At 67.9% G+C, this 18,185-nt stretch carries 16 protein-coding genes and 1 pseudogene; 10 read left to right on the top strand and 7 right to left on the bottom strand.

Annotated features, from left to right (window positions below; translation table 11 throughout):
- Positions 1 to 2 precede the first annotated feature (2 nt).
- Together F6J85_RS08950 and F6J85_RS08945 are read left to right on the top strand one after the other, a co-directional pair.
- The gene (locus F6J85_RS08950) at positions 3 to 2,999 is read left to right on the top strand and encodes a bifunctional [glutamine synthetase] adenylyltransferase/[glutamine synthetase]-adenylyl-L-tyrosine phosphorylase (protein WP_150924694.1); all 2,997 of its coding nucleotides are present in this window, start codon (positions 3 to 5) and stop codon (positions 2,997 to 2,999) included.
- Positions 2,996 to 4,045 carry an epimerase gene (locus tag F6J85_RS08945; protein ID WP_150924693.1) on the top strand — a complete coding sequence of 350 codons (1,050 nt, stop codon included), beginning with the start codon at positions 2,996 to 2,998 and terminating at the stop codon, positions 4,043 to 4,045. Before F6J85_RS08950 ends, F6J85_RS08945 begins: the two co-directional genes overlap by 4 nt.
- Here F6J85_RS08945 and F6J85_RS08940 read toward each other — a convergent pair.
- The 4 genes from F6J85_RS08940 to F6J85_RS08925 form a co-directional block, all read right to left on the bottom strand.
- A complete protein-coding gene (locus tag F6J85_RS08940) occupies positions 3,993 to 5,183 on the bottom strand; it encodes a flavin reductase family protein (protein ID WP_191906559.1) in 1,191 nt (396 codons plus the stop codon). The genes F6J85_RS08945 and F6J85_RS08940 overlap by 53 nt on opposite strands.
- A gap of 25 nt (positions 5,184 to 5,208) precedes the next feature.
- Entirely contained in the window at positions 5,209 to 6,123 is a 915-nt protein-coding gene (locus F6J85_RS08935; protein WP_150924691.1) for an IclR family transcriptional regulator, read from the bottom strand.
- Positions 6,093 to 7,067, bottom strand: a complete 975-nt coding sequence (locus tag F6J85_RS08930; RefSeq protein WP_150924690.1) for an amidohydrolase family protein — start codon at positions 7,065 to 7,067, stop codon at positions 6,093 to 6,095. The genes F6J85_RS08935 and F6J85_RS08930 overlap by 31 nt, the downstream gene beginning before the upstream one ends.
- 71 nt (positions 7,068 to 7,138) lie before the next feature.
- The gene (locus tag F6J85_RS08925) at positions 7,139 to 7,372 is read right to left on the bottom strand and encodes a hypothetical protein (protein ID WP_150924689.1); all 234 of its coding nucleotides are present in this window, start codon (positions 7,370 to 7,372) and stop codon (positions 7,139 to 7,141) included.
- Positions 7,373 to 7,703: 331 nt separating this feature from the next.
- On the opposite strand from F6J85_RS08925, the gene F6J85_RS08920 reads away from it, so the two are divergent.
- The 8 genes from F6J85_RS08920 (at position 7,704) to F6J85_RS08885 (ending at position 15,527) form a co-directional block, all read left to right on the top strand.
- Positions 7,704 to 8,681 carry an ABC transporter permease gene (locus tag F6J85_RS08920; protein ID WP_150924688.1) on the top strand — a complete coding sequence of 326 codons (978 nt, stop codon included), beginning with the start codon at positions 7,704 to 7,706 and terminating at the stop codon, positions 8,679 to 8,681.
- A complete protein-coding gene (locus tag F6J85_RS08915; protein WP_150924687.1) occupies positions 8,678 to 9,595 on the top strand; it encodes an ABC transporter permease in 918 nt (305 codons plus the stop codon). Before F6J85_RS08920 ends, F6J85_RS08915 begins: the two co-directional genes overlap by 4 nt.
- Positions 9,592 to 10,527 carry an ABC transporter ATP-binding protein gene (locus F6J85_RS08910; RefSeq protein ID WP_150924686.1) on the top strand — a complete coding sequence of 312 codons (936 nt, stop codon included), beginning with the start codon at positions 9,592 to 9,594 and terminating at the stop codon, positions 10,525 to 10,527. Before F6J85_RS08915 ends, F6J85_RS08910 begins: the two co-directional genes overlap by 4 nt.
- Positions 10,528 to 10,601: 74 nt before the next feature.
- On the top strand, positions 10,602 to 11,324 hold the full coding sequence (locus F6J85_RS08905) for an ATP-binding cassette domain-containing protein (protein WP_191906558.1): 723 nt from the start codon (positions 10,602 to 10,604) through the stop codon (positions 11,322 to 11,324).
- 58 nt (positions 11,325 to 11,382) lie between these two features.
- Complete coding sequence (locus tag F6J85_RS08900; RefSeq protein ID WP_150924684.1) at positions 11,383 to 12,984, top strand: ABC transporter substrate-binding protein; 1,602 nt, start codon at positions 11,383 to 11,385, stop codon at positions 12,982 to 12,984.
- Between the two features lie 101 nt (positions 12,985 to 13,085).
- Positions 13,086 to 13,625: a UGSC family (seleno)protein gene (locus F6J85_RS08895; RefSeq protein WP_150924683.1), complete on the top strand. Its 540-nt coding sequence runs from the start codon at positions 13,086 to 13,088 to the stop codon at positions 13,623 to 13,625.
- A 13-nt stretch (positions 13,626 to 13,638) separates the two neighbouring features.
- Positions 13,639 to 14,682: a hypothetical protein gene (locus F6J85_RS08890; protein WP_150924682.1), complete on the top strand. Its 1,044-nt coding sequence runs from the start codon at positions 13,639 to 13,641 to the stop codon at positions 14,680 to 14,682.
- Positions 14,679 to 15,527, top strand: a complete 849-nt coding sequence (locus F6J85_RS08885) for an SDR family NAD(P)-dependent oxidoreductase (RefSeq protein WP_150924681.1) — start codon at positions 14,679 to 14,681, stop codon at positions 15,525 to 15,527. Before F6J85_RS08890 ends, F6J85_RS08885 begins: the two co-directional genes overlap by 4 nt.
- 74 nt (positions 15,528 to 15,601) lie before the next feature.
- Here the strand turns inward: F6J85_RS08885 and F6J85_RS17980 are convergent, their stop codons facing one another.
- From F6J85_RS17980 to F6J85_RS08870, 3 genes and pseudogenes are all read right to left on the bottom strand, one after another.
- Positions 15,602 to 16,471, bottom strand: a complete 870-nt coding sequence (locus F6J85_RS17980) for an LLM class flavin-dependent oxidoreductase (RefSeq protein WP_150924680.1) — start codon at positions 16,469 to 16,471, stop codon at positions 15,602 to 15,604.
- 56 nt (positions 16,472 to 16,527) lie between these two features.
- Positions 16,528 to 16,896: pseudogene (locus F6J85_RS18160) on the bottom strand (LLM class flavin-dependent oxidoreductase); the annotation flags it as partial.
- A 156-nt stretch (positions 16,897 to 17,052) separates the two neighbouring features.
- Entirely contained in the window at positions 17,053 to 18,162 is a 1,110-nt protein-coding gene (locus F6J85_RS08870) for a zinc-dependent alcohol dehydrogenase (protein WP_150924678.1), read from the bottom strand.
- Positions 18,163 to 18,185 lie beyond the last annotated feature (23 nt).

Raw genomic sequence — 18,185 nt, 5'->3', positions numbered from 1 at the left:
AGATGACGTCGGGCGAACGCTCCACCGCGCTGACGGCGCTGGCCCGCCGCGGTTTCACGCGCCTGGGCGAAGCTGACGGGCTGCTGACGGAGCTGGCCGAAGCGACCGGGCTCTCGCGGGAGAACCTCGCCGACGCGGCGTCGCTCGGGTCCGACCCCGACGACGCCCTCGGCGCGGTGGTGCGGATCGCGCGCCGCGATCCGGCCGCCGTCACCGACCTGTCCGACGACGTGCTGGGCTGGGCGGCTCTGTGGCGCCTGGTGGGGGCCTCCAGCGGATTCGCCGGGTTCTTCCTGCGTCACCCCGATGAGCTCGCCCACCTGCGCGGTGCCGGGTACCTCCTGCCCGACGATGCCTCCCTCCGCCGGGAGCTGGCGGAGGCGGTGGGTGAGAGCGACGGGTTCGCTGCCTCCGGCGGTGAGGACGCGTGTGTCGCGCTGCGGGTGGCGTACCGGCGGGTCCTGGCCCGCATCGCCGCGTTCGACCTCGCCCAGCCCGACCCGGCCGATGTGATCGACCGGGTGTCGGCGCGTCTGGCGGATGCTGCGGGGGCGGCGCTGGAGGCATCGCTCGCGGTCGCGAGGGCCCGTGTGTCGGGGTCGGGCGGGACGTCGACCCTCTTCCCGCGGGAACAGGTCGCCGCCGCCCGGCTGGCGATCGTCGGCATGGGCAAGGCGGGCGCCCGGGAGCTGAACTACGTCAGCGACGTCGACGTCATCTTCGTCGGTGGCACCGCCGACGAGGACGTGGTGACCGAGGCGCGAGCGATCGACATCGCCACGCGCCTGGCCGTGCAGACGATGAGAGGGATCTCCGGCCCCGAGATCGAGCCGGCGCTGTGGGAGGTCGACGCGAACCTCCGGCCGGAGGGCAAGCAGGGAGCGCTCGTGCGGTCGCTCGCGTCCCACCTGTCGTACTACGACCGGTGGGCGAAGAGCTGGGAGTTCCAGGCGCTGCTGAAGGCCCGCCCCCTCGCCGGCGACGTCGGCCTGGGCGACGCCTATGTCGACGCCGTGCAGCCGAAGGTGTGGACCAGCGCCGGGCGGGAGAACTTCGTCGACAGCGTGCAGCGCATGCGCGAGCGGGTCACCGACAACATCCCGGCCGAGGAAGTGCCGCGGCAGGTCAAGCTCGGGCCCGGCGGCATCCGCGACGTGGAGTTCACCGTGCAGCTGCTGCAGCTGGTGCATGGACTCACCGACGACCGCATCCGCCAGCGGGGCACTCTCGAGGCCTTGGACGCGCTCGTGGCCGAGGGGTACATCGGCCGTTCCGACGCGAGCGCGTTCGCGCGCGATTACCGGATGCTGCGCCTCATCGAGCACCGCCTGCAGCTGCGTGCGCTGCGCCGCACGCACCTGATGCCGACCCGCCCGGAGGAGCTGCGGTCGCTGGCGCGGGCCACCGGCCTCGCCGACACCGGCGCCGGCGTGCAGGAGCGATGGGAGGCGATCAAGCGCGAGGTGCGCGACATCCACGTGCGGCTGTTCTACCGCCCTCTGCTGAGCGCGGTGGCGGGGCTGGCGGAGGAGGAGCGGTCACTGTCGCCCGCACAGGCGCACGACCGCCTGGCGGCGATCGGTTTCCGCGATCCTGCCGGTGCGCTGCGGCACATCGCCGCACTGACGACGGGTCTCAGCCGCAAGGCCACCATCCAGCGGCACCTCATGCCGATCATGATCCGCTGGTTCGCCGACGGCGTGGATCCCGACTACGGGCTGCTCGCCTTCCGCCGCATCAGCGAGCGCCTGGGCGACACGCCCTGGTTCCTGCGGATGCTGCGGGATTCCTCGGGTGCCGCCGAGAGCCTCACGCGGCTGCTGTCGGGCTCGCGCTATGTCGGCGAGCTGATGGAGTGGATCCCGGAATCGGCGGCGTGGCTCGACGACGACGATCTGCTGCGGCCCCGCAGCGGCGTCGCGCTGCAGGAGGAGGCACGCGCCATCCAGACCCGGCACGCGTCGGTGGAAGACGCGATGAGGTCGGTGCGAACGCTGCGGCGACGGGAGATGCTGCGCACCGCGATGGCCGCCGTGCTCGGCCTGCTCACGATCGACGAGCTCGCCGGGGCGCTCACGACCATCACGGAGGCGACCATCCAGGCCGCGCTGCGCGCGGTGCGCCGGGAGATCGTGCCGCCCGAGGACGACGCCCTGGACTTCTCCGTCATCGCGATGGGGCGCTTCGGCGGTGGGGAACTCGGGTTCGGCTCCGACGCCGACGTGATGTACGTCTACCGCCCGAACGGGATCGACCCCCAGCGGGCGCACCAGCTGGCGCTGCAGCTGGTGACAGCGCTCCGCCAGTACTCCGAAGACCACCGGCTGCCGCTGGATCTGGACGCGGGACTTCGCCCGGAGGGGCGCAACGGTCCCATCGCCCGGTCGCTGGATGCGTACGCCGAGTACTACCGGCGCTGGTCGCTCTCGTGGGAGGCGCAGGCTCTTCTGCGCGCCCGGGGCGTGGCCGGCAGCGTCAAGCTCATCGACGCGTTCATGTCCCTGGCCGACGAAGTGCGCTATCCCGAAGCGGTCGACCCGCACGGGCTGCGGGAGATCAAACGCATCAAGGCGCGGGTCGAGAACGAGCGGTTGCCGCAGGGCGCCGATCCCGCGCGCCACCTGAAGCTCGGACCGGGTTCCCTGAGCGACGTGGAATGGCTCGTGCAGATCCTGCAGCTCCAGCACGCCCACGCCGTCCCCGGGATGCGGACGACCTCGACCCTGGCCGCCCTCGAGGCGGCCCGGGCGGCAGGTCTCGTGGGCGACACGGATACGGAACGGCTCACGGCAGCCTGGCGCCTGGCGAGCCGCCTGCGCTCCGCGGCGACCCTGCTGTCGTGGCAGACGAGCGATGTGCTGCCCACCGACCGCGCGAAGCTCGACGGCATCGGCCGCATCCTGGAGTACCCACCGCGCTCGGCCACGCGCGTGGAGGAGGACTACCTCGCCACCACCCGCCGCGCCCGGCGGGTCTTCGAGAAGCTCTTCTACGGATGAGCGGGGGAGCGGTGCAGCCGCGCGCCGTCGTTGCCGGGGCGAGCGGCTTCGTGGGTTCCGCGCTGGTGGACTCTCTGGGCGGGCGCGGCTATGAGGTGAAGACGATCGGCCGCTCCGGCGACGCGGTGTGGGGCGACACCGCAGGCATCGCGGCCCTCATCGACGGTGCCGAGGTGCTCGTGAACCTCGCCGGCAAGTCGGTGAACTGCCGATACACCGACGCGAACCGCGACGAGGTCCTGCGTTCGCGGGTGGAGACGACCCGGCAGCTCCGGGAGGCGGTCCGGGTCGCCTCACGGGCCCCGAGAGTGTGGCTCAACGCCTCGACGGCGACGATCTACCGGCATGCGATGGACCGCCCCCACACCGAGGCGGCGGGCGAGGTCGGCACGGGCTTCTCGGTCGATGTGGCGCGGGCGTGGGAGCGGGAGTTCTTCGCCGGCGATCTGCCCGGGACACGACGTGTGGCGCTGCGCATGGCGATCGTCCTCGGCGACGGACCGGCGACGCGGATGCTGCTGCGACTGGCGCGGGTGGGCCTGGGCGGTCCGCAGATCGACGGATGGTGGTTTCCGCACCGCCGCTATCGCGGCATCGGAACGCAGGCCTCCGGTGACGGCCGGTCGGCGGTGCACCGCACCCGCGGGCGTCAGCGGTTCAGCTGGGTCCACCTCGAGGATGTGCTGGCGGCGACGCACTTCCTCATCGAGCGGGACGACCTCAGCGGTCCGGTCAACCTCGCGGCGCCGCATCCGGTGGACAATCGCACGCTCATGCGGACGCTCCGGCGTGCCGTCGGCATGCCGGTGGGGCTGCCCGCATACCGGTGGATGCTGGAGCCGGCGATGTGGGTGCTGCGGACGGAACCCGAACTCGTGCTCAAGAGCCGCTGGATGCTGCCGAAGACGCTGACGGACGCGGGATTCGAGTTCCGGCATCCGGAGCTCGAAGGCGCGGTCGCGGAGCTGCGTTCACGCCGACGAGTTGCAGCGCTCAGCGAGCCGATGCCGTCGCCAGTGAATCGCGCAGCTGTTCGGCAGCGCTGACGGCGAAGTTCTTCAGCAGGGCACCCTTGCGCAGGATCTCATCCTTCGACATGCGGACCGACGGGTAGAGGAGCAGCCGGACCATGAGTTCGGGTGCGGTGCCCTCGGCGAGGAAGATGGGCGCCACGAAACCGATCACCTGGTACTGGGCGTCGTCAAGGAGACTGTCGATCTCGCGCCCGCGGGTGCTCTCCGCCATTCGGCGCGTCACCATCGCATGACGTCCTTTGACCGCGTCGTCGCTCCCGTCGACCTCCGGGAACACCGCCGGCCAGTGGGCGGCGTCGTCGGGGGCCACGTTCACCGACCAGCCCCAGCGACGAGCGTCTTCGAGGTGACGTCGGTATGAGGCGATCTCGTCGCGGGTCGCGCCGATCGCTTTGTCGATCCACGAATCCTGTTCGCGTGCATCGGCCCACGCGACGTACTGGGCACCGATGGGAGGGGCGATGGGATACCTGGTGCCCAGGGGGGTGATCTGACTGCCTCCCGGCGCAGCGGCGGTGGCCAGTGCGACCGAGTCGCCCGCTACTCTCCCGAACAGCGTCAGCTCCCCGCCGAGCTCTCCGGCTGCCTGCTCCACCGGGGAGCGGAGCACCTGCGCCTGCGTCACGGCACCGCTCATCCCACGGCCTTCCGTCACGACGAAGGACTTGGGCGCGAACTCGCCGTACCCGCCGCGGAAGAACAGAAGCGGGACCGTGGGGCGCTCGGTGTAGAGGTCGGTGACCGCGCCGATCACGATGTAGTGGTCGCCCGCTTCGGCGACGGAACTGAGATCGCACTCGATGACGGCGACGACACCGTCCAGAACGGGATTCCCCGCAGGGGAGAGCCGCCAGTTCTCGTCGTCCATCTTCCGTGGGTCTGAGCGAGCCAGTCGGCGGACGAGCTCTTCCTGATCGTGCGCGAGGATGTTCACGGCAAAGCGGGACGCGTCCTTCAGTCGGGCGAACGAAGTCGAGGTGCGGTTCGGAAGGAATGCCACCAGTGGGGGGTCCAGGGAGACCGACGTGAACGTCCCGACCACCATGGCCATGGGCTCGCCGGCGGCGGAGAGGGCGGTGATGACGCTGACGCCCGTCGGGTAATGACCGAGGACATCGCGGAACTGCTGGGGATCGATCGATGGAGCCATGGCGGTGTACCTCCGGGAGGGCGGACTAGAGAAGCCCCGCCTGTCGACGGTTGAAATCGACAGTCCGGGGGTCGACGTCGGCGCGCGTCTGCGCCATGGATTGGGACACACGGTTCGCCGCCGCGAGGATCGGCTGGACCAGTCCGGCGGGATCATGACGTCCCACGAAATAGATTGCGTTCACGGCAGCGATCACCGACAGATCCGGCCCGAGTACGGGCGCCGCGACGGATCCTGTCTCCAGGGAGATCGTTTGTGGTGCGATGAAGTACCGCCGGCGCCGGATGTCGGCCAGATGCTCGCGGATCACCACGGGGTCCACCATGGTGTGCGGCGTGTACTGGTGCAGGGGGCGGGATAGGTACTCATCGACGAAGTCGTCGCTGGAGTACGCCAGGAGGACCATGCCGGTTCCTGCGGCATGCAGCGGGAGACGGCCACCGATACGGTTCTCGCCGGAGTAGTTCGGCAGGGTCCGCAACGCCTCGAGGAAGAACACATGGTGGTCCTCCCGGGCTGCGAGCTGGACACTCAGCCCCGTTTCCTGGTGGAGGCGGATCAGGCTGGGAAGCGCGCGTTCGCGTAGCTGAAGAGCGCGTGTGGAGCTCGAGGCCAGCTCGAGGATCTTGTTGCTGAGACGGTACCGACCCGATGGATCCTGTTCGACGCCGCCCCACTCGACGAGCTCTTTGACCAGTCGGTGCGTCGTGGTCAGGGTCAGGTCGGCGTAGCGGCTCAACTCGGAGAGGGTGAGCGCGCCACCCCCGCGCGCGAAGGCGCCGAGCAGCGAGAGAACACGACCGGCCGCGGTACGAGTTGGCCCGCGGGTGGCCCCGGCATCGACCGCTTCGTCATCGGGCCGTGCAGAAACGTCGGGGGGCGCTTCCGAGTGGATCATGACGTGCGCCGTCAGACGCGATCGGCCGTCAAACTCAGCCACGCAAGGCAGTTGTCCGAAGCCACCTGCGCGTACGCGGCCGGATCGAGATCGAGCGGCTCGAGCAGGTCCGCCAGCTGAGCCGGGCGATTCATCGCGGGGAAATCCGTGCCGAGCATCACACGGTCGGCGCCGATGTAGTCGATCAGGAACCGCAGCCCACGGGGATCGAACACCATCGAGTCGTAGGAGAATCGGCGAGCGATGGAGCTGGGTTTCTCCGCCGAGCGGGATTCCGCGGGTGTCGTCTCCCAGAAGTAGTCGGCGCGCGCCACCATCGCCGGGAACCCGCCGGCTGCGTGGCTGAACATGACGTTGGTCAGCGCGCAGTGCGCAGGGTGGTCGCCGAAGGCGATGGATGCAGCGCCGCGGGACGCTTCGATGCCCACCCCGATGGACGCACGCATCTGGGGAGGTACGCCCACCTCGTCGGCGCGGGGGAGCGTGTGGACGAAGATCACGAGACCGAGCCTCTCCGCCTCCTGGAAGACCTCCAAGAATCGCGAATCCCCGATCGCGACGCCGTTCACATGTGAGCCCACTTCGATCCCGCGAAGACCGAGGTCGCGAACTCGGGTCAGCTCGTCGGCGGCCGCGGCGGGGTCCTGGAGGGGTACCATTCCGAGCGCGTGGATACGGCCGGCTCCCGCTTCGGCGAGCCCAGCCAGCTTCTCGTTGACGTATCTGTGGAGCGAGCGCGCGGTCTCGGAGTCGATCGTGTAGTTCAACAGTGGCGGCATCGGCGAGATGACTTCGGCATCCACGGCGGCGTCGTCCATCGCCTCGATACGACGCTCCACCTCGAAGTAGGCATCGCGTAGCCGCATTCCGAAGGAGCCGAAGGCCAGATCCCGTGCAGTGTCGCCTGACACCGGTGTCATCGTGGGGAAGCCGGAGTCTGCCGGATAGTCCTTGGGGACGACATGTGCGTGGGCGTCGATGATCATCGTTCTCTCCATTGAGTGGTGACTGCGTGTGGGCAGTCGGCGCGTGCGTGTGCCAGGTCGTCGGGCGTCGATCAGGCGGGTTGGGGATTCCCCTCCGTCGGGTATACGAGCTCGATACGTGTCTCCGGGAGTCCGAGCGCGGAGCTCAGGAAGCTCTTCATGACCTCCTTGGGCACGAGACAGTCTCCGCAGATCCCGTCCGCGGCGGAAACCGTGACCACCGCGTCGTCGGGCGTTCGGGCGACGGCCATCTCGTAACCGTCAGTCGCGAGTGACTCCGTCAACTCCTCGAGATTAACAGTCATGACAGGTCCTCTCTGAACAGGGCGGTGGGCGGCGTCGCTTCTCCCGCACCACCGATTATCCGGAGGTCAGTGGCCGACGCGCGGCGCGCATTCCGTCACGCGGAAGGATCCCGGCGTCTCGGGGAGCGTTTCCGTCGGACGGAAGTGCCGGTATCCAGCAGCGCCGGCCGCCGCGCTAATGGGTACCACGGGTGTTGCGGGCTGCCGGCACGGCTCACCCGCGAGTGAAGGGCCCATCGATGGAGATGCCGACTGTGCGTGACCTGCCCAGTGCCAAGATGCATGCGAGAGGACCTGCGGGTCGCGTCGCTGTCGGAGCGGTGGTCCGCTCGTGAAGGCGGCACTGCTCCATTACGGCAGGCTGCTCATCTCCTCGCTCGTGCTGTTCGTCGCTGTCCTGACGGTTCTGTTCCTCCTGCTCGAGCTCGCGCCAGGCGATCCCGTCCAAAGCCTCGTCGGTGACAATCCCGTTTCGGAGGAGTTCCGCTCGGAGCTGATTGCCGCCTTCGGCCTCGACCGGCCACTGTGGGAGAGGTACCTGATCTTCCTGGGCAACGTCTTCACCGGAAACCTGGGCTACTCGTTCGGCACATCGATGACTGTGGCCGAGCTGATCATGAGCCGCATCGGCAACACCCTGGCGCTCGCGCTTCCCGCTTTCATCCTGTCCACCGTGGGCGGGCTCGCTCTCGGTGCGTTGGCGGCGCGCACGCGCTCCCGTGCCCTCGATGGCGCGATCTCGGGTACCGCGGTGGCGCTGTTCTCCATCCCCAACTTCTGGCTCGGTCTCCTCCTCCTGATGGTCTTCTCCCTTTGGCTCGGCTGGTTTCCGACTCAAGGCAAGAGTCCCTACGGGCAGGAAGGCATCGATATCCAGTACCTCGTCCTTCCGGTCATCACTCTCGCCACGACCGAGCTCGCCTACAAGACGCGCATCATGCGTTCGTCGGTCATCGAGGCACTGGGCCAGGACTTCATCGACACGGCTCGCTCGAAGGGGCTGAGCAAACAGCGCGTGCTGTGGCGCCATGCGATCCCCAACGCTCTGCTGCCCATGATCACCATCAGCGGTTACAGCCTCGGATTCACCCTCGCCGGCTCGGTGGTCATCGAACGCGTGTTCGGTTGGCCCGGGATGGGGTTGCTGCTGTACGACGCGGTGCAGCGCAACAACAACCAATTGGTGCTCGGTGTGGTCGTGGTGCTGACGCTGTCGATCATCGTCATCAACTTCCTCACGGACGTCGTCTACGGGCTCGCCGACCCCCGACTGCGGGCGCGGTTCACCGCTGGAAGGAGAACGGCATGAGCGGTCAGAACATCCTGGCCGGGGTCGGAGCACCCCTGGATGCACCCCCTACCGGTGCTGTGCCGACCGCCCCAGCAGGGGAGCGGACCCCCTCGGTCTCGAAGCGATTCTTCAGCCGGCCCGCAAACATCTTCTTCCTGGCGCTTCTTGCTCTGATGGTGGTGGCGGTCGCGGTGGGTCCGTTCCTGGCAGCCAACCCGGTCACCACCAGCTCCGACGTGCTCGTCCCGCCGAGCGGTGACGCCCTCCTCGGTACCGACCAACTCGGACGGGACTATCTCTCGCGCATGCTGCTCGGTGGACGGGTCTCACTGGTGGTGGGATTCAGCGTGGCTTTGGCATGCATGACGGTGGGCTTGATCATCGGCGGTCTCGCCGGCTTCTATGGCGGCTTCGCCGACACGGTGCTGGTCCGGCTGGCCGAGTTCTTCCAGGTCCTCCCCGGAATCGTTCTCGCGATCGTCGCCGCAGCGCTGTTCGGTGCGAACGTCTGGCTCATCGTCATCATCCTCTCTGTGACGATGTGGCCGGCGGTTGCCCGTATCGTGCGGGCGGAGGCGATGCGGATATCCCAGCTCGGTTACGTCGAATCGTCGCGGGCCGCAGGCTTTCACAGCCTGCGCATCCTCTGGTCGGACGTCCTGCCCAACGCGATGCCGCCGGTCATCGTCGCCACGACGATGACGGTAGGACGGGCGATCCTGGTCGAGTCCGCGCTGGCGTTCCTCGGCATCGGCGACACCAACACCCCCAGCTGGGGTGCGTTACTGAACTCCGCCCAGTCCTACATGCAGACCGGGTGGTGGTTGGCTCTCTTCCCCGGCCTGTGCATCTTCCTCGTCGTCCTCGCCGTGAACATGCTGGGCGATTCCCTCAACGACACGCTCAATCCCACGATCGGGAGAGTGAAATGACCCAGCTGGATTCCCTGCCCACGATGACGAGTGCCGACGCTGAACGGGAGCCCCTTCTTCGTGTCCGCGGACTCGCTGTGGAGCTTCCCACGGGTGAGCGCAGCAGCGTGCGCGCTCTGCGGGGTGTGACGCTCTCCGTCCGCCGGGGGGAGCGCGTGGGCATCGTCGGAGAGTCGGGATCGGGGAAGTCGGTCACGGGCCGGACGATCGCCGGACTTCTGCCGACCTCACCACGGGTGAGGGTCGAGGGCTCGGTCCAGTTCGACGGAACGGAACTCGTCGGCGCCTCCGCTCGTGATTGGCAGAACATGCGCGCCCGGAACGTGGGCATGATCTTCCAGGACCCGCTCACGTTCCTGAACCCGACGATGAAGATCGGTGTGCAGGTCGCAGAATCGGTCCGAGCCAGCGGACGAGTGCAGCGCGCCTCGGTCAGGGGGGAGGTTCACCGTTTCCTGGAGCTGGCCGGCTTCGAAGAGAGCACCAGGGTGGCGAACCAGTTTCCCCACGAGCTCAGCGGCGGGATGCGACAGCGGGTGCTGATCGCGATCGCGATCGCCAAGAAGCCGCATCTGATCATTGCGGACGAGCCGACGACGGCACTCGACGCCACCGTGCAGGCCGTGGTTCTGAAGACCTTGGAGCAGACCGTTGAAGAACTCGGGAACTCCCTCGTGCTGATCTCGCACGACCTCGCGGTGGTCTCCGGGATGACAGATCACCTGTACGTGATGTACGGCGGTCGCGTGGTCGAGTCGGGCCCGACACGGGAGGTCATGACCGATCCGCGTCACCCCTACACCCAGGCGCTGTTGCGCAGCGTCCGCAGTATCACCGACGACGACGTCGACCTCTATTCGATGCCACCCGCGTTGCGGGAATGGCTCGCGCAGGATGACACCTGCATCGCGCACGACCGGAGGGACGACTGATGTCGGCATCGTCGAAGCCAGAACCCCTCCTGGAAGTGAAGGGTGCGTCAAAGACGTTCCGATCACGACGGGGCATGGGTGCTGCCCACGCGGTCATCGACGCCAGCCTCGAGGCGCGCCCCGGGCAGTTCGTCGCGATCGTCGGCGAAAGCGGCAGCGGGAAGAGCACCCTGGCACGGATGATCCTCGGGCTGACGCCGGTCACCACCGGCTCGATCGAGTTGGGCGGCGTGGATCTGACTGCCATGAACCGCGCACAGCGATGGGAGTACCGCCGAGCGGTCCAGGCTGTGCTGCAGGACCCCGCCGGCTCACTCAATCCGCGAAAGACGGTGCGGCGTGCGCTGGAGGAGATCGTCCGTCTGCACCATGTCGCCGCCGGCTCGTCGGCGCGGGCCGGCGCCGTCAGTGAAGCCCTTGAGCTGGTGGGCCTGAGTCCCCCAGACGCCTTCCTGGATCGCTTCCCGCACGAGCTGAGCGGCGGACAGCGCCAACGAGTTCTGATCGCCCGCGCCGTCGTTCTGAATCCACGGATCATCGTCGCGGACGAGGCGGTCTCTGCCCTTGACGCGTCCGTGAAGGCGGGGATTCTGCGCGTGATGATGTCGCTCAAGGAGCGTCTCGACGTCGGGTACCTCTTCATCACGCACGATCTTCCCGTCGTGAAGAAGGTCGCGGACTACGTGTACGTCATGAAACTGGGGCGCGTGGTGGAACACGGCTCGAAGGAGCAGATCTTCGCCGACCCGTCCCATCCATACACCCGCACGCTTCTCGCCGCATCCCCCATCCTCTGACGCACGTGGCCTCCTTCCCGGGCAACCGTTCCAGCCAAACCAAGAGAAAGGCTCAACGATGAGCAACAGGACCAAGAGAACAGCTCTCGTCGCAGGCGCCGCCGCGATGCTGCTGGCGATGAGTGCGTGTTCCGCGCAGAACCCCGAGGCCGACAACGGCGGCGGCGACGACGTCGAACGCGTGTACATCGAGGCCATCAGCGCGGACCCGACGGGCCTCAACCCGCAGTTCGCCGGTGGCCCCATCCCACTGCGTTTCGGGTTCGCCATCATCGGCACCCTCGTCGAGACCAACGACCAGTACGAGATCAGTCCGGGTCTGGCGAAAGAGTGGGAAGTCAGCGCCGATGGGCTGAGCATCACGCTCCACCTCGAGGAGGACGTGCAGTGGCATGACGGCGAGCCATTCACGTCGGAGGACGTGAAGTTCAACTTCGAGGAGATCATGCCGCTTCAGACGTTCGGCAAACCGCTCACCGATGTGGTCACCGCGATCGAGACGCCTGATGACACCACCGTCGCACTCACTCTGTCCCGTCAGTACGGTCCGTTCATGGAGGCGCTTTCCCAGCAGGCCATCCTCCCCAAGCACGTCTATGAGGGCACCGACTACGTCACCAACCCGGCCAACATGGCGCCGATCGGTACCGGGCCGATGATGTTCGAATCCTTCACGCCCGGCGAGTCGGTCATTCTCGTCAAGAACCCGAACTGGTGGCGCGGAGAGACGCAGGTCGACCGTGCCGTGTACCCCGTGATGACCGACGTCAACGCGCGCACCATGGCGCTGCTGGCGGGGGAGCTCGACTCCGCGGTCATCGACCCGGCGCAGCAGGATCAGGTGGAGACGAACCCCGCATTGACCCTCACCGAGCGGGGCGTGTTCCGCCAGACCATCCCGGTCTCGTTCAACACCCAGCTTCCGGAGCTGGCAACGCCCGAGGTGCGGTCGCTGATCTTCTCCGCGCTGGATCGGGACGCGATCACCGAGCTGGGACTCAACGGTCTCGGCGAGCCCGCGACCACGATCTTCCCCGACAGCCTCGAGTGGGCACAGAATCGCGAGGTGGACTTCGACGCCGACTTCGCGAGGGACCTGGAGGCGATCGGCGAGGGACTCGACGAGGCCGGTTACCCGGTGAAGGACGACGGGTGGCGCTTCTCGCTCGACCTCCGCTACATCTCCGCACTGACGGATGTGGCAGCGGTCGCCGAGGTGGTCAAGTCCTCCCTGGAGGACATCGGCGTCCAGGTCAACCTCCTGGGCACCGCCGAACCCGTCTACCTCGAGGCGGTCTACCAGCAGAGCGACTTCGGTCTGATGCTGCTGCGCAACACCGTCGGCGCCGACCCCAGCCTGGGCCTCACACGGTGGATGGCGTGCAACCCGAACCGTATCCCGCTCAGCAACCCCACCGGGCTGTGCGACGCAGAGGTCGACGGGGCATCGGCCGGCGCCCTTGCCACGATGGACCGTGACGAGCGCGCGAAGCACTTCAAGGCCCTTCAGGCGCGTGCAGCAGAACTCGTCTACTGGATGCCGTTGACCTGGTCGAACGGCGCGAACTACACCGTCAGCTCGGAGCGCTGGACCGGTCTGGCCGAAGGAACCGGCCAGACGAACACGCCGGCGTGGGCGGACATGGAGTGGAACGGCTGACGCCTTGACTGCGGAGACGCCCGTGCGTCTCCGCAGTCGAGCCGCACGGCGCGAAAGGGAGCGCGCATTCACGCGCCCCCGGCCAGAGAGAGAGAGCGATCATGGCAATGAGGATCATCAACCCCACCGCGAGTCGCGCCACGCACAGCGCGGAGCAGTCGCCGCAGCCCGCCCCGCGGCCGCGCGAGCTCGCCGGTCTACGGGTAGGGCTGCTGGAGAACACCAAGCGCAACGCGGCGGAGGTCCTCGCGGACATCGGCCGTGCACTGGCCGAGACCGACCGGACGGCCGACCTCATTCCGTACCGGAAGGAGGACTTCGCCCTGCCGCTGCCGGAGGACTTCCTCGCGGAGATCTCCGGCACGTGCGACGTGGTGGTGATCGGAGTAGGGGACTGCGGCTCCTGCAGCGCGTCGGCGGTGGCTGACGGCATCGCGCTGGAAGCGCTCGGAATTCCGACTGCGGTCATCTGCACCGAGGCTTTCGAAGTGACCTCCAGCGCCATGGCGCGACTGAAGGGCCGCGCCGACTTCCCGTTCATTCTGACGCCGCATCCGGTGGCGAACCTGGACCAGGTTCAGGTCCACGAACGCGCGGGCACCCTCGTGGACGCCGTCCGCGCGCGGTTGCTCGGCGCATGAAGGAAGGAACACCATGACTGACTCCCCTTCCGCGGAGACGACCCTCGACGCGGACGCGACCGTCGCAGTCATCGAGCACATGTACGCGGAGGGCTGGTCGGATGGTCTGCCGCTGGTGCCGGCTACCGAGGCCGGTGTGGCGGAGTTCCTCCGTTACACCACGCGCGATCCCGACGAGGTGATCGCGCGGGCCATAGCGCTGGGCAGCAGCGCGACCGTCCGCGACGTCGCCGTGCACGCGCTCATGGCAGGATGCCGGCCGGAATACCTTCCGGTCGTGCTCACGGCATGGGAGGCCCTCTCCGCGGAGCGCGCGGCGCGCGGCGGCGGATGGCAGTCCACGAGTGGGCCGGCGCCCCTCGTGGTCGTCAACGGCGAAGTGGCCGCGGAAATGGGCTTCAACTCGACCGGCGGAGTCCTCGGTCCCGGCTTCCGCCCCAACGCCACAGTGCCACGTGCCATCGGCCTCACCGTGCGCAACAGCCTCGGGATACGCCCGCACGAGCTGGAACAAGCCACCCAAGGGCTTCCCGGGCGGTGGTCTCTCTGCATTGCAGAGAACGAGGAGGAGAGCCCCTGGGATCCCGTCTCGGTGGACAACGGCTTCGCCCCCGGTGAGAGCGCAGTCAGCGCGATGCTGCTGCGCACGTGCGAGTTCGTCGACAACCGCAGCTTCCGCTCCCCTGAGGAGGTCTTGCGCGACTTCGCGGATACCATCCGTCGGTCGGGTTCGTGGATGTTCCGCTACGCCTCGGTGGGCATCCTCCTCAACCCCGAGCACGCGCGACTGTTCGCGTCGGCCGGGATGAGCAAGCAGGACGTACGCGCCTGGCTCGTCGAGCACACGGGCCGCACGGAGGCGGACCTCTCCCGGAACGGGAAAGGGCTGAGCCACCTCCCGGAAGGTCCATTCCCGCCCGATCATCATCATCCGCTGTTCCGGGATGCCTCGCCGTCGAGCCTCCCCATCATCGTCGCGGGCTCATCCAACGCGGCCATGTCGATGGTGCTCCGGGTGTTCGGCACGTGGTCGGGCCAGTCGTTCGCGCTGCGATGAGTTCCGCTCCTGTCGCCCTCGTGACCGGTTGCGCCAAGCCGGACGGAATGGGCGCGGCCATCGCGAGACGCCTCGCCGCCGAGGGACGCGCCGTCGTCGTGACGGACCGATCCTCCGGGGGCATTCCCAATGACGGGGATGTCGCAGCGGAGCGCCCGGAGGATTCGCTCGGGGAGCTCGCGGCAGAGATCGCGGCCGCCGGCGGGAGCGCCGCGTCGCTCCTCTGCGACATCGGGGACGAGGCATCGGTCGCGAACACCCTCGAGGAGGTCGATCGTCGATTCGGACGGCTCGACATCCTCGTGAACAACGCGGCGGCACCCCAGGGCGCGGACCGGGCAGACATCCTGGACGTCCCGCTCGATGCGTGGGAGACCCAGTTGCGCGTGAATCTCACCGGGTCCTTCCTCATGGTGAGGGGGGCGGTCGCGCTGATGCGTCCGCGTCGCTACGGCCGTATCGTCAACATCTCGTCCATGGCCGCGTTGGAGGCCGCGGGCCGATCCACGGCCTACTCCGCCTCCAAGGCGGGTGTGCTCGGGCTGACGAGGTCGCTCGCCATGGATGTGGCCGGTTGGGGTATCACCGTCAACGCGGTGTGTCCGGGCCTGGTGGCCACCAGCCGTTCGATGCTGGGGCGGCGCGGGGAAGACCGGCATGCCGCGATGCGTGCGAGGGGTGAGAGGATCGCGGTCGGCCGAGTGGGGACGACGGGAGACATCGCCCACGTCGTGGCTTTCCTCGCGCACGAGGACTCCGGCTACCTCACCGGGCAGGCGATCGCCGTCGACGGCGGCGGAATGAGCCCGTATACCGTGGGGCGCCCGGACGTGCCGCAATCCTGACCGACCAGCACCGCGGACGACGCGAGGCATGAAAAAGTGGGGCCGCCCTGAGTGCGGCCCCACTTTGCTGTGGGTCAGACGAGGTGGGTTGCTCGTGCTTTCCCGAGCTCCTCCTGGGTCATGGCGAGACCCGAGCGTTCGCGGAACGTGTCGCCGACGTAGTCATCCCGGAAGTATCCCCGCTCCTGCAGTTCCGGAACCAGCAGGTCGAAGACCGCGTTCATCCCCAGGGGGATGCTGGGCATGTTGAAGTTGTAGCCGTCGCACGCACGTGACTCGAACCACTCGATCATGCTTTCGGCGATCTTGTCGGGTGTGGCGACCATGACCCGGTGACCGACGGCGCGTGAGAGATGCAGCATGAGCTCCCAGACCGTCCGCTCCTCTGCGAGCTGGCGGAACAGGTTCCACCGCTCCATCCGGCTGGGGTCGGGGATGAAGCGCTCCTGCGGAATGCGGTCGGTGAGCTCGAGGTCGCTGAGGTCCATGTCGAGGAAGTGCTCGAGCATCCGTCTCCCATTGGTCTCGTGGATGCAGTTCTCGAGCTCCTTCGCGAGTTCCTCCGCCTCTTTCTGCGTACGTCCCGTGATGGGCATGATGCCGGGCAGGATGCGCACCTTCTCAGGGTCACGGCCCTTGTCCTGGACCTTTCGCTTGTAGCTGGCGTAGAACGCCTCTGCGTCGGCGCGGTCCGGCTGCACGGTGTAGATGAGGTCGGCGACGGAGGAGCCGAGCTCTATGCCCGCGGGGGACTGGCCGGCCTGCACCAGCACCGGCTGGTTCTGTGGCGAACGCGGGATCGCGAGGGGACCCTCGACGCGGAAATGCTCACCGACGTGATCGATCCGTCGGATCCGGTCTGGATCGACCCACAGCCCGCGCGTGCGGTCGTTGATGATCGCATCCGCGTCCCAGGCGTCCCACAGCTTCTGGACGACGTCCACGAACTCCGTGGCGCGCTCGTATCTCCAGTCCTTGGGGGCAGGTCACGGCCGTAGTTCTCGTTGCCATTGATCGAGGTGACGATGTTCCACCCCGCGCGGCCGCCGCTGAGCATGTCGAGAGCGGCGAACTGACGGGCCACGGTATAGGGCTCGTTGAAGGTGGTCGACTGCGTTCCGATGAGCCCGATCTTGTCGGTGTGCCCGGTCAGAGCGGACAGCGTGACGACCGGCTCGTACACGGACACACCGCGGTAGCTGGACCGCTGCAGAGGCTGAGCGCTCACACTGTCGGCGATGAAGATCGCATCCAACTTCGCGCGCTCGGCCGCCTGAGCCATGTCACGGATGATGCTGAGCTGACCGATCTCATCCGCGCGGCTGGTCGGATGCATCCAGGCATCGTTGTGGTAGCCGAAAGCCGTCATGAAGATGGTCAGCGTCATCTGTCGATTCGGTCGTGCGACCATGGGCCTAGCCTCCTTGCTGGGTACTCGGCGCCACCGCGCCGAGTGTCGAATCCACGATTCCGTGTCTGCAGTCCGCGGCCTATCGGGCATTCCGCGGGGCGGAACGCCCGCCGGTCATCTCTGACCGGCGCCGTCTTCTCCGGGGACGACGATCACGTGCACGGCATCCTCGCCCGCCACGTCGCCCGCCAGCACCGCCAGCGCGGTGTCCAGCTCCCGCAGGGAGAAGGTGTGCGTGTGCATGAGTTCCAGGGGGTGACGCCCCGACTCGATGACCCCGATCGCGGCCCGGATCGCCAGCGCGTCGACGCCCCGTGCGCCTCGTATGGTGATCGCCTTCGTGATCAGGCGGTCGGTGACGATGGGTGCCGGCCGGCCGTTCTTCAGGCCGGCGATCACGATCGTCCCGCCGATCCTCACGACCTCGAGTGCATCTTGGATCGGGTCGAGGGCGACGGGAGTCACGTCGAGCACCACGTCGGCCAGGCGACCCCCGGTGATCTCGAGGACACGTGCGACGACGTCTTCCGTCTCGGCGTTGATCGTGGCATCCGCACCGAGCCGCTCCGCCAGCTTCAGCTTGTGCGCATCGCGACTCAGGCCCGTGACGATCACGGTCTCGGCTCCCGCGTCCTTCGCGGCCAGCGCGGCGGCGATGCCCCGCTGCCCGGCACCGAACACGACGACGACGTCGCCCTGGCCGGCGCCACCGAGGTGACACGCCCAGCGGATTCCTGCGGCGATCGGATTGTAGAGCGCGGCCACCTCGATGGGGACCTCACGGCTGATGGGGTGGACCACCGAGTTCGGGTGGACGTACATGTATTCGGCGAACCCGCCGGTGAGGGGGGTGGGGGCTTCGAATGGGCGATACCCGTAACTGCCGAGCGTGTCCGTGCACTCGGTGAACTCTGCCGACGCGCACTTGTCGCAGGCTCGGCACGGGACGACGACCTCGACGCAGATGCGGTCACCGACTGCCACTCCCCATTGCTGCGCAGCCTGCGCGCCGATCGACTCGATGATGCCGAGGGGCTCGTGACCGGGGACGATTCCGTAACGTACACGCGGATCCTCGCCGAGATACTGCTCGACATCGCTGCCGCACAGCCCTGCCGCCTCGATACGGAGGACGGCGCCATCGGCTCCCGCGTGCGGCATCGGGAAGTCAGTCATCTCGATCTGGGAAGGCCCCGTCAGTACGGCCGCTCGCGCGTTCGTCATCGCTACCCCTTTGTGGTTCTGGC

Source organism: Microbacterium lushaniae, assembly GCF_008727775.1.
Classification (GTDB): domain Bacteria; phylum Actinomycetota; class Actinomycetes; order Actinomycetales; family Microbacteriaceae; genus Microbacterium; species Microbacterium lushaniae.
The sequence above is the reverse complement of the archived record's forward strand: the minus strand, read 5'-3'. Positions and strand labels throughout refer to the sequence as shown.

What these genes read in the sequence shown, in the direction of transcription:
- F6J85_RS08950 (WP_150924694.1), top strand. Translation starts at nt 3, where the DNA reads ATGACGTCGGGCGAACGCTCCACCGCGCTGACGGCGCTGGCCCGCCGC.
- F6J85_RS08945 (WP_150924693.1), top strand. Translation starts at nt 2,996, where the DNA reads ATGAGCGGGGGAGCGGTGCAGCCGCGCGCCGTCGTTGCCGGGGCGAGC.
- F6J85_RS08940 (WP_191906559.1), bottom strand. Translation starts at nt 5,183, where the DNA reads ATGGCTCCATCGATCGATCCCCAGCAGTTCCGCGATGTCCTCGGTCAT.
- F6J85_RS08930 (WP_150924690.1), bottom strand. Translation starts at nt 7,067, where the DNA reads ATGATCATCGACGCCCACGCACATGTCGTCCCCAAGGACTATCCGGCA.
- F6J85_RS08925 (WP_150924689.1), bottom strand. Translation starts at nt 7,372, where the DNA reads ATGACTGTTAATCTCGAGGAGTTGACGGAGTCACTCGCGACTGACGGT.
- F6J85_RS08915 (WP_150924687.1), top strand. Translation starts at nt 8,678, where the DNA reads ATGAGCGGTCAGAACATCCTGGCCGGGGTCGGAGCACCCCTGGATGCA.
- F6J85_RS08910 (WP_150924686.1), top strand. Translation starts at nt 9,592, where the DNA reads ATGACCCAGCTGGATTCCCTGCCCACGATGACGAGTGCCGACGCTGAA.
- F6J85_RS08905 (WP_191906558.1), top strand. Translation starts at nt 10,602, where the DNA reads ATGGGTGCTGCCCACGCGGTCATCGACGCCAGCCTCGAGGCGCGCCCC.
- F6J85_RS08900 (WP_150924684.1), top strand. Translation starts at nt 11,383, where the DNA reads ATGAGCAACAGGACCAAGAGAACAGCTCTCGTCGCAGGCGCCGCCGCG.
- F6J85_RS08895 (WP_150924683.1), top strand. Translation starts at nt 13,086, where the DNA reads ATGGCAATGAGGATCATCAACCCCACCGCGAGTCGCGCCACGCACAGC.
- F6J85_RS08890 (WP_150924682.1), top strand. Translation starts at nt 13,639, where the DNA reads ATGACTGACTCCCCTTCCGCGGAGACGACCCTCGACGCGGACGCGACC.
- F6J85_RS08885 (WP_150924681.1), top strand. Translation starts at nt 14,679, where the DNA reads ATGAGTTCCGCTCCTGTCGCCCTCGTGACCGGTTGCGCCAAGCCGGAC.
- F6J85_RS08870 (WP_150924678.1), bottom strand. Translation starts at nt 18,162, where the DNA reads ATGACGAACGCGCGAGCGGCCGTACTGACGGGGCCTTCCCAGATCGAG.